The sequence below is a fragment of the Ralstonia sp. ASV6 genome, from assembly GCF_016429285.1.
Classification (GTDB): Bacteria; Pseudomonadota; Gammaproteobacteria; order Burkholderiales; family Burkholderiaceae; genus Ralstonia; species Ralstonia flaminis.
On sequence record NZ_JAELUI010000338.1, the window covers coordinates 1 to 604 of the forward strand.

A 604-nucleotide genomic window follows, 5' to 3' on the forward strand; every position below is an offset into this window, starting at 1 on the left:
GGTGTGGCACGTGGCCTCGCGCCCTGCGGGCGGGTAGTCATGGCACATGTAGAGCCGCGTGTCGGCCGGCAAGTCGAGCAGACGGCGGATCGACTGGTACAGCGTACCCGCATCACCGCCAGGGAAATCGCAGCGCGCCGTGCCCACGTCGGGCATGAAGAGCGTGTCGCCAACGAACACGGCATCCCCGACCTGATAGGCCATGTCCGCGGGCGTGTGCCCGGGCACGGCCAACGACTTCGCCTCCAACTCACCAATGTGGAAGACCTCGTCCGGCGAGAACAGATGGTCAAACTGCGAACCGTCGAGCTGGAATGACGGCTCCAGGTTGAAGATCGGCTTGAACACGCCCTGCACCACGCGAATGCGCTCGCCGATGGCGATGCGCCCGCCAAAGCGGCCCCGCAGGTACGGCGCTGCCGACAGGTGATCGGCGTGGGCGTGCGTCTCGAGCAGCCATTCGACGCGCAACCCATGCGCCTCGATGAAGGCGGCCACGCGGTCGGCAGACTTGGTGCGCGTACGGCCGGATTTCGGGTCGTAATCAAGTACCGAGTCGATCACTGCGCACGGCGTACCGGGCCCAGCGTGGACCACGTAGGTC

The 604-nt window shown here is 66.4% G+C and carries 1 protein-coding gene; it reads right to left on the minus strand.

Features of this window, described 5'->3' with window-relative positions:
- Positions 1-604 (minus strand): MBL fold metallo-hydrolase (locus JHD73_RS27965; protein WP_199033364.1); only part of this gene is annotated, 604 nt, incomplete at both ends.